Origin of the sequence: Escherichia sp. MOD1-EC5189, assembly GCF_002966045.1 — a bacterium.
GTDB lineage: Bacteria > Pseudomonadota > Gammaproteobacteria > Enterobacterales > Enterobacteriaceae > Escherichia > Escherichia coli_F.
Genome location: NZ_PTRX01000051.1, coordinates 1 through 10,260 on the forward strand (window position 1 = coordinate 1; position 10,260 = coordinate 10,260).

The window sequence follows — 10,260 nt, forward strand, 5'->3', positions numbered from 1 at the left end:
GGCGTATGGCGTCCATCTGGGACAGGAAGATTTGCAAACCACCGATCTCAGCGCCATCCGCGCGGCGGGCCTGCGGCTGGGCGTTTCGACTCATGATGATATGGAGATCGACGTCGCGCTGGCAGCACGTCCTTCTTATATCGCGCTAGGACATGTGTTCCCGACCCAAACCAAACAGATGCCTTCTGCACCGCAGGGGCTGGAACAGCTGGCACGGCACATTGAGCGTCTGGCTGATTATCCCACTGTAGCGATTGGCGGTATCAGCCTGCCGCGCGCACCTGCGGTGATGGCGACAGGTGTTGGCAGTATCGCCGTCGTCAGTGCCATTACCCAGGCCGCAGACTGGCGTTTGGCAACGGCACAGTTGCTGGAAATTGCAGGAGTTGGCGATGAATGACCGTGATTTTATGCGTTATAGCCGTCAAATCCTGCTCGACGATATTGCTCTTGACGGGCAACAAAAACTGCTCGACAGCCAGGTGCTGATTATCGGTCTGGGTGGGTTGGGTACACCTGCTGCACTATACCTGGCGGGAGCTGGTGTCGGGACGCTGGTACTGGCAGATGACGACGATGTGCATTTGAGCAATCTGCAACGACAAATCCTCTTTACGACTGAAGATATCGATCGCCCGAAATCGCAGGTCAGCCAACAGCGACTGACACAGTTGAATCCCGACATTCAACTGACAGCATTACAACAACGGTTAACGGGTAAGGCGTTAAAAGATGCGGTAGCAAGGGCCGATGTGGTGCTCGACTGTACCGACAACATGGCGACTCGCCAGGAGATTAATGCCGCCTGCGTAGCACTTAACACACCGCTTATCACCGCCAGCGCGGTCGGATTTGGTGGTCAGTTGATGGTGCTGACACCGCCCTGGGAACAGGGGTGTTACCGCTGCCTGTGGCCGGATAACCAGGAGCCTGAACGCAACTGCCGCACGGCAGGCGTGGTTGGCCCGGTGGTCGGGGTCATGGGCACGTTACAGGCACTGGAAGCAATTAAGCTATTGAGTGGTATAGAGACCCCTGCGGGATATCTTCGACTGTTTGACGGTAAATTAAACCAATGGCGCAACCTGGCGTTGCGCCGCGCCAGCGGTTGCCCGGTATGCGGAGGAAGCAATGCAGATCCTGTTTAACGATCAACCGATGCAGTGCGTCGCCGGGCTAACTGTTCACGATCTGCTCGTGCAACTCAATCAACAACAAGCGGGCGCGGCGCTGGCGATTAACCAGCAAATCATCCCGCGAGAGCAGTGGGCGCAACATATCGTGCAGGATGGCGACCAGATCCTGTTTTTTCAGGTTATTGCAGGGGGTTGAGATGTTACGTATTGCGGACAAAACGTTTGATTCACATCTGTTTACCGGCACCGGGAAATTCGCCTCTTCACAATTGATGGTGGAGGCGATCCGCGCTTCCGGCAGCCAACTGGTGACGCTGGCGATGAAACGCGTCGACTTGCGCCAGCACAACGATGCTATCCTCGAACCGCTTATCGCGGCGGGTGTGACCCTGCTGCCGAATACTTCCGGGGCGAAAACAGCGGAAGAAGCCATTTTCGCCGCCCATCTGGCACGTGAAGCATTAGGCACAAACTGGCTAAAATTAGAGATTCACCCTGACGCCCGCTGGCTGTTGCCCGATCCCATCGAAACCCTGAAAGCCGCCGAAACGTTGGTGCAACAGGGATTTGTCGTGCTGCCTTACTGTGGTGCCGATCCAGTGTTGTGCAAACGTCTGGAGGAAGTGGGCTGTGCAGCAGTAATGCCGCTCGGCGCACCAATTGGCTCTAATCAGGGACTGGAAACCCGCGCCATGCTGGAGATTATTATCCAGCAAGCCACTGTTCCGGTGGTCGTTGATGCTGGCATTGGCGTTCCCAGCCATGCCGCGCAGGCGCTTGAAATGGGAGCCGATGCGGTGTTAGTGAATACGGCGATTGCCGTCGCGGACGATCCCGTCAACATGGCGAAGGCATTTCGTCTGGCGGTAGACGCCGGCCTGCTGGCACGTCAGTCCGGGCCGGGCAGTCGCAGTCATTTTGCTCATGCCACTAGCCCGCTGACCGGATTTCTGGAGGCATCGGCATGAAAACCTTCAGCGATCGCTGGCGACAACTGGACTGGGACGACATCCGCCTGCGAATCAACAGCAAAACGGCAGCTGACGTAGAGCGGGCGCTCAATGTTTCGCAACTCACTCGCGACGATATGATGGCATTGCTATCACCTGCCGCTGGTGAATACCTGGAACCACTGGCTCAACGGGCGCAGCGCCTGACCCGCCAGCGATTTGGCAACATCGTCAGTTTCTACGTCCCGCTTTATCTCTCTAATCTTTGCGCTAACGACTGCACTTACTGCGGATTTTCCATGAGCAATCGCATCAAGCGTAAAACGCTGGATGAAGCGGATATCGCCAGGGAAAGCGCCGCTATCCGGGAGATGGGCTTTGAACATCTATTGCTGGTCACTGGTGAACATCAGGCGAAAGTGGGGATGGATTACTTTCGTCGTCATCTCCCTGTCCTGCGTGAACAGTTCTCTTCACTACAGATGGAAGTACAGCCACTGGCGGAAGCGGAATACGCCGAGTTAAAGCAACTTGGTCTGGATGGGGTGATGGTTTATCAGGAGACATATCACGAGGCGACATACGCCCACCATCATCTGAAAGGGAAAAAACAGGACTTCTTCTGGCGGCTGGAAACGCCGGATCGGCTGGGCCGTGCGGGGATAGATAAGATAGGCCTCGGCGCGTTAATCGGCCTTTCCGACAGCTGGCGCGTTGACTGCTATATGGTTGCCGAACATTTGCTATGGCTGCAACAACATTACTGGCAAAGCCGTTACTCTGTCTCCTTCCCGCGCCTGCGCCCGTGTACTGGCGGAATTGAGCCAGCGTCGATTATGGATGAACGCCAGTTAGTGCAAACTATCTGCGCCTTCCGCCTGCTTGCGCCGGAGATTGAACTGTCACTCTCCACGCGGGAATCACCGTGGTTTCGCGATCGCGTTATTCCGCTGGCGATCAATAACGTCAGCGCCTTCTCGAAAACGCAACCAGGTGGTTATGCCGACAATCATCCCGAGCTGAAACAGTTCTCACCGCACGACGATCGCAGACCAGAAGCGGTGGCCGCCGCGTTAACCGCTCAGGGTTTGCAGCCGGTGTGGAAAGACTGGGACAGCTATCTGGGACGCACCTCGCAAAGGACATGAGACAGAATGTAAGAACGTAAATTTATTCCGAGCAGCTACGGAAGATGAAAAACGCAAGATTGTTGAAAGCGTTGTGTTTTTTTATGTTAGTACCGTCAGCAGGAATGTTGTCCAGGGCGAAAAGCTTCTTCCTCGTTTCGCCCTGCCTTTCTTAATATTTCCCGTGAAGAATTTGCCCTCTGAATAACACCCATAAAAAAACCCGCCGAAGCGGGTTTTTACGTTATTTGCGGATTAACGATTACTCGTTATCAGAACCGCCCAGACCTGCGTTCAGCAGTTCTGCCAGGCTGGCAGATGCGTCTTCTGCAGTCACCTGCGGTGCAGCCGGAGCTTCACCTGCAGCACGACGACGCATACGATCCTGGTGGTACGCGTAACCGGTACCTGCCGGGATCAGACGACCTACGATAACGTTCTCTTTCAAGCCACGCAGTTCGTCGCGTTTGCCCGCAACGGCTGCTTCGGTCAGCACGCGAGTGGTCTCCTGGAACGATGCCGCGGAGATGAAGGACTCGGTTGCCAGAGACGCTTTGGTGATACCCAGCAGATCGCGGGAGTAAGTTGCACCCACTTTGCCGTTCGCTTCCAGTTCGCGGTTTGCGATCTTGACGCGAGAGTATTCAACCTGTTCGCCTTCCAGGAAGTCGGAGCTGCCCGCGTTAACGATGGTAGCTTTACGCAGCATCTGACGAACGATAACTTCGATGTGTTTATCGTTAATCTTAACGCCCTGCAGACGGTATACGTCCTGTACTTCGTTAACGATGTAACGAGTCACAGCATGAACACCACGCAGACGCAGAATGTCATGCGGCGCTTCCGGACCGTCGGAAATTACGTCACCACGTTCTACACGTTCACCTTCGAACACGTTGAGCTGACGCCATTTCGGAATCATCTCTTCGTACGGCTCGCTACCGTCTACCGGGGTGATAACCAGACGACGTTTACCTTTGGTTTCTTTACCGAAGGAAACCACACCGCTGATTTCAGCCAGGATTGCCGGCTCTTTCGGACGACGTGCTTCGAACAGGTCCGCAACGCGTGGCAGACCACCGGTGATGTCCTTGGTACCGCCAGATTCTTGCGGAATACGCGCCAGGGTGTCACCAGAGCTGATCTGTACGCCATCTTCCAGCTGAACAATCGCTTTACCCGGCAGGAAGTACTGCGCAGGCATGTCGGTACCCGGGATCAGAACGTCGTTACCCTGAGCATCAACGATTTTCAGTGCCGGACGCAGATCTTTACCACCTGCGGTACGTTCTGCGGAATCCAGAACCACCAGCGAAGACAGACCGGTCAATTCGTCGGTCTGACGAGTAATGGTCTGGCCATCGATCATGTCAGTAAAGCGTACAAAACCGCTTACTTCGGTGATAACCGGCATGGTGTGCGGGTCCCAGTTTGCAACGGTCTCGCCGCCAGCAACCTGTTCGCCATCGCCTTTCGCCAGTACTGCACCGTAAGGCACTTTATAGCTTTCTTTGGTACGACCGAATTCGTCGATCAATTTCAGTTCGGTGTTACGGGAAGTGATAACCAGTTTGCCGCTGGAGTTCACAACCGACTTCACGTTGCTGAGCTTGATGCTACCTTTGTTTTTCACCTGGATGCTGGATTCAGCAGCCGCACGAGATGCCGCACCACCGATGTGGAACGTACGCATGGTCAGCTGTGTACCCGGTTCACCGATGGACTGTGCCGCGATAACACCGATTGCTTCACCTTTGTTGATGATGTGGCCACGTGCCAGGTCACGACCGTAGCAGTGCGCACATACACCAAAGTCGGTGTCACAAGATACAACAGAACGTACTTTTACCGCGTCGACAGAGTTCTCTTCCAGCAGGTCACACCACTGTTCGTGCAGCAGCGTGTTGCGCGGAACGAGGATATCAGCAGTACCCGGCTTCAGAACGTCTTCAGCAGTTACACGACCCAGTACGCGATCGCGCAGCGGCTCTTTAACGTCACCACCCTCGATAACCGGCGTCATCATGATACCTTCATGGGTACCACAATCGTCTTCGGTTACCACCAGGTCCTGCGCAACGTCAACCAGACGACGAGTCAGGTAACCGGAGTTCGCCGTTTTCAGTGCGGTATCCGCCAGACCTTTACGAGCACCGTGGGTTGAGATGAAGTACTGGAGTACGTTCAGACCTTCACGGAAGTTCGCGGTGATTGGCGTTTCGATGATGGAGCCATCCGGCTTCGCCATCAGACCACGCATACCCGCCAGCTGACGAATCTGTGCCGCAGAACCACGCGCACCGGAGTCGGCCATCATGTAGATGCTGTTGAAGGAAACCTGCTTCTCTTCCTGACCGTCACGGTTAATAACGGTTTCAGTTTGCAGATTATCCATCATCGCTTTGGATACACGATCGTTCGCCGCAGCCCAGATATCGATAACTTTGTTGTAGCGTTCGCCCGCAGTTACCAGACCAGACTGGAACTGCTCCTGAATCTCAGCAACTTCAGCTTCTGCCTCGGAGATGATTTCGTGTTTCTTCTCCGGGATGACCATGTCATCGATACCAACAGATGCACCAGAACGCGCTGCATATGCAAAGCCGGTGTACATGATCTGGTCCGCAAAAATAACGGTCGGTTTCAGACCGAGAATGCGGTAGCAGGTGTTCAGCATTTTGGAGATTGCTTTCTTACCCAGCGCCTGGTTGACGATGGAGTAAGGCAGACCTTTCGGTACAATCATCCACAGAATAGCACGGCCAACGGTCGTATCTTTCAGGCTGGTTTTCGCTACTAATTCACCGTTAGCATCTTTTTCATACTCGGTGATACGCACTTTAACGCGCGCATGCAGAGAAGCCAGACCAGAGCGATACAGACGTTCTGCTTCTTTCGGGCCAGTCAGCACCATGCCTTCGCCTTTGGCGTTAACACAGTCGCGGGTCATGTAGTACAGACCCAGTACAACGTCCTGAGACGGAACGATAATTGGTTCGCCGTTCGCCGGGGACAGGATGTTGTTGGTAGACATCATCAGCGCACGCGCTTCCAGCTGGGCTTCCAGCGTCAGCGGTACGTGAACAGCCATCTGGTCACCATCGAAGTCGGCGTTATATGCCGCACAAACCAGCGGGTGCAGCTGGATAGCTTTACCTTCGATCAGTACCGGTTCAAATGCCTGGATACCCAGACGGTGCAGAGTCGGTGCACGGTTCAGCAGTACCGGGTGTTCGCGGATAACTTCGTCCAGGATATCCCAAACGACAGCTTCTTCGCGCTCAACCATTTTCTTCGCAGCTTTAATGGTGGTAGCAAGACCACGCAGTTCCAGCTTGCCGTAGATGAACGGTTTGAACAGTTCCAGTGCCATTTTCTTCGGCAGACCGCACTGATGCAGACGCAGGTATGGACCTACGGTGATTACAGAACGACCGGAGTAGTCAACACGCTTACCGAGCAGGTTCTGACGGAAACGACCCTGTTTACCTTTGATCATGTCGGCCAAAGATTTCAGAGGACGCTTGTTAGAACCAGTGATCGCACGACCGCGACGACCGTTATCCAGCAGGGCGTCTACCGCTTCCTGCAGCATACGTTTTTCGTTACGTACGATGATGTCCGGCGCAGCCAGATCCAGCAGACGTTTGAGACGGTTGTTACGGTTAATGACGCGACGATACAGATCGTTCAGGTCAGAAGTCGCGAAACGACCACCATCCAGCGGAACCAGCGGACGCAGATCTGGCGGCAGTACCGGCAGAACGGTCAGGATCATCCACTCTGGTTTGTTACCAGACTGAACGAACGCTTCCAGCAGTTTGATACGCTTGGTCAGCTTCTTACGCTTAGTTTCGGAGTTGGTTTCGTTCAGCTCTTCACGCAGCTGTTCGCACTCTTGCTCCAGATCCATGCTCTTCAGCAGAGCCTGGATTGCTTCCGCACCCATCTTCGCGTCGAATTCGTCACCGAACTCTTCCAGCGCATCCAGATACTGCTCTTCAGTCAGGATCTGCTGACGTTCCAGGTTGGTCATACCGCCTTCGATAACCACATAGGATTCGAAGTACAGTACGCGTTCGATATCGCGCAGCGGCATATCGAGCAGCAGGCCGATACGGGACGGCAGTGATTTCAGGAACCAGATGTGCGCAGTCGGGGAAGCCAGTTCGATGTGGCCCATACGCTCACGACGTACTTTGGTCTGGGTCACTTCAACGCCGCACTTCTCACAGATGACGCCACGGTGTTTCAGGCGCTTGTACTTACCGCACAGGCACTCGTAATCTTTTACCGGCCCAAAGATACGGGCGCAGAAAAGGCCGTCACGTTCTGGTTTGAACGTACGGTAGTTGATGGTTTCCGGCTTTTTAACTTCACCGAAAGACCATGAACGGATCATGTCTGGCGAAGCCAGAGCAATTTTGATCGCATCAAACTCTTCGGTTTTAGTCTGCGCTTTCAGAAACTTTAATAAATCTTTCACGGATTTGCTCCCGTCGGAGTTAGCACAATCCGCTGCCGGGTTTTACCCCGACAGCAGTGACCTGTTTGAGCGAGAATTACTCGTCTTCCAGTTCGATGTTGATACCCAGCGAACGAATCTCTTTCAACAATACGTTGAAGGATTCTGGCATGCCCGGCTCCATCTGATGGTTGCCGTCCACGATGTTTTTATACATCTTGGTACGACCGTTCACGTCATCAGACTTAACGGTGAGCATTTCCTGCAGGGTGTATGCTGCGCCGTATGCTTCCAGCGCCCACACTTCCATCTCCCCGAAACGCTGACCACCGAACTGTGCCTTACCACCCAGCGGCTGCTGAGTAACCAGGCTGTAAGAACCGGTGGAACGCGCGTGCATCTTGTCGTCGACCAGGTGGTTCAGTTTCAGCATGTACATGTAACCAACGGTTACCGGACGTTCAAACTGTTCACCAGTGCGACCGTCGTACAGGCGGATCTGACCAGAAGTCGGCAGGTCGCCAAGTTTCAGCAGTTCTTTAATTTCTGCTTCTTTCGCACCGTCGAAGACCGGCGTTGCGATTGGCATACCTTTGCGCAGGTTTTCAGCCAGACGCATAACTTCTTCATCGCTGAAGGTACTCAGGTCAACTTTCTGACGAACGTCAGCGCCCAGATCGTATGCACGCTGGATGAATTCGCGCAGTTTCGCGACTTCTTGCTGCTGTTTCAGCATGGCGTTGATCTTGTCGCCGATACCTTTCGCAGCCATACCCAGGTGGGTTTCGAGGATCTGACCGATGTTCATACGAGACGGTACGCCCAGCGGGTTCAGTACGATGTCTACCGGCGTACCGTTTTCATCGTAAGGCATATCTTCGATCGGGTTGATCTTAGAAATTACACCCTTGTTACCGTGACGACCTGCCATCTTGTCACCAGGCTGGATACGGCGTTTAACCGCCAGATATACCTTAACAATCTTCAGCACGCCCGGTGCCAGATCGTCACCCTGGGTGATTTTGCGGCGTTTCGCTTCGAGTTTCTTCTCGAACTCGTGTTTCAGTTCGTCATACTGCTCAGCCAGCTGTTCCAGCTGATTTTGTTTCTCTTCGTCGGTCAGGCCCAGCTCCAGCCAGCGATCGCGCGGCAGTTTGTCGAGCTTCTCAGCTTCAACGCCACCGGCTACCAGCACAGCACGGATACGGCTGAACAGACCCGCTTCGAGGATCTGCAGTTCTTCAGACAGGTCTTTCTTCGCCTGTTTGAGCTGCATTTCTTCGATTTCCAGCGCACGTTTGTCTTTTTCAACGCCATCGCGAGTAAAGACCTGAACGTCGATAACCGTACCGGATACACCGTTTGGTACGCGCAGAGAAGAGTCTTTAACGTCAGACGCTTTCTCACCGAAGATCGCACGCAGCAGTTTTTCTTCTGGGGTCAGCTGAGTTTCACCTTTCGGCGTTACCTTACCAACCAGAATGTCGCCACCGGTCACTTCCGCACCAATGTAAACGATACCGGATTCATCCAGTTTGGAGAGCGCAGCTTCACCTACGTTCGGGATGTCAGCAGTGATCTCTTCTGGCCCCAGTTTGGTGTCACGGGACACACATGCCAGTTCCTGAATGTGAATGGTGGTGAAACGATCTTCCTGAACAACACGCTCGGATACGAGGATGGAGTCTTCGAAGTTGTAACCATTCCACGGCATGAACGCTACACGCATGTTCTGACCGAGCGCCAGTTCACCGAGGTCGGTGGACGGACCGTCTGCCAGCACGTCGCCACGTTCTACCGGTTCACCCAGAGACACACACGGCATCTGGTTGATACAGGTGTTCTGGTTAGAACGGGTGTATTTGGTCAGGTTGTAGATGTCGATACCCGCTTCGCCCGGATACATCTCGTCTTCGTTAACTTTGATAACGATACGGGAAGCATCCACGTACTGAACGACACCACCACGTTTAGCAACCGCAGTTACACCGGAGTCAACGGCAACAGCACGTTCCATACCCGTACCAACCAGCGGCTTATCAGCACGCAGAGTCGGAACGGCCTGACGTTGCATGTTCGCACCCATCAATGCACGGTTGGCGTCATCGTGTTCAAGGAACGGGATCAGGGACGCACCGACGGATACCACCTGCTGGGTGGATACGTCCATGTAGTCAACCTGGTCGCGGCTGAACAAGCTGGATTCGCCTTTGCTACGGCAAGTTACCAGATCTTCTACGAAGTGGCCTTCTTCATCCAGGTTGGAGTTCGCCTGGGCGATAACGTAGTTGCCTTCTTCGATAGCAGACAGGTAGTGAATTTCGTCGGTTACAACACCGTCGATCACTTTACGGTACGGCGTCTCAAGGAAGCCATATTCGTTAGTCTGTGCGTACACGGACAGGGAGTTGATCAGACCGATGTTCGGGCCTTCAGGAGTTTCGATTGGACATACGCGACCGTAGTGAGTCGGGTGTACGTCTCGAACTTCGAAGCCTGCACGTTCACGGGTCAGACCGCCTGGGCCGAGTGCGGAGATACGACGCTTGTGCGTAATCTCAGACAGCGGGTTGTTCTGGTCC

Annotated in this window: 7 protein-coding genes; 5 read left to right on the top strand and 2 right to left on the bottom strand. The window is 54.2% G+C overall.

Annotation, left to right across the window (positions count from 1 at the left end):
* The 5 genes from thiE to thiH form a co-directional block, all read left to right on the top strand.
* On the top strand, nt 1–400 hold a 400-nt coding region (thiE, locus tag ATB02_RS24600), incomplete at its 5' end, for a thiamine phosphate synthase (protein WP_105272364.1).
* A complete protein-coding gene (gene thiF / locus ATB02_RS24605; RefSeq protein ID WP_032185276.1) occupies nt 393–1,148 on the top strand; it encodes a thiazole biosynthesis adenylyltransferase ThiF in 756 nt (251 codons plus the stop codon). The genes thiE and thiF, both read left to right, overlap by 8 nt.
* Complete coding sequence (thiS, locus tag ATB02_RS24610; protein WP_105272365.1) at nt 1,132–1,332, top strand: sulfur carrier protein ThiS; 201 nt, start codon at nt 1,132–1,134, stop codon at nt 1,330–1,332. Before thiF ends, thiS begins: the two co-directional genes overlap by 17 nt.
* Nucleotide 1,333: 1 nt before the next feature.
* Nucleotides 1,334–2,104 (top strand): thiazole synthase, encoded by a 771-nt coding sequence (gene thiG / locus ATB02_RS24615; protein ID WP_039021949.1) that lies wholly within the window; start codon nt 1,334–1,336, stop codon nt 2,102–2,104.
* Complete coding sequence (gene thiH, locus ATB02_RS24620; protein ID WP_105272366.1) at nt 2,101–3,234, top strand: 2-iminoacetate synthase ThiH; 1,134 nt, start codon at nt 2,101–2,103, stop codon at nt 3,232–3,234. The genes thiG and thiH overlap by 4 nt, the downstream gene beginning before the upstream one ends.
* A gap of 241 nt (nt 3,235–3,475) precedes the next feature.
* Here thiH and rpoC read toward each other — a convergent pair whose 3' ends face one another.
* Entirely contained in the window at nt 3,476–7,699 is a 4,224-nt protein-coding gene (gene rpoC / locus ATB02_RS24625; RefSeq protein WP_000653947.1) for a DNA-directed RNA polymerase subunit beta', read from the bottom strand.
* A gap of 76 nt (nt 7,700–7,775) precedes the next feature.
* Nucleotides 7,776–10,260 (bottom strand): DNA-directed RNA polymerase subunit beta (gene rpoB / locus ATB02_RS24630; protein ID WP_105272367.1); only part of this gene is annotated, 2,485 nt, incomplete at its 5' end.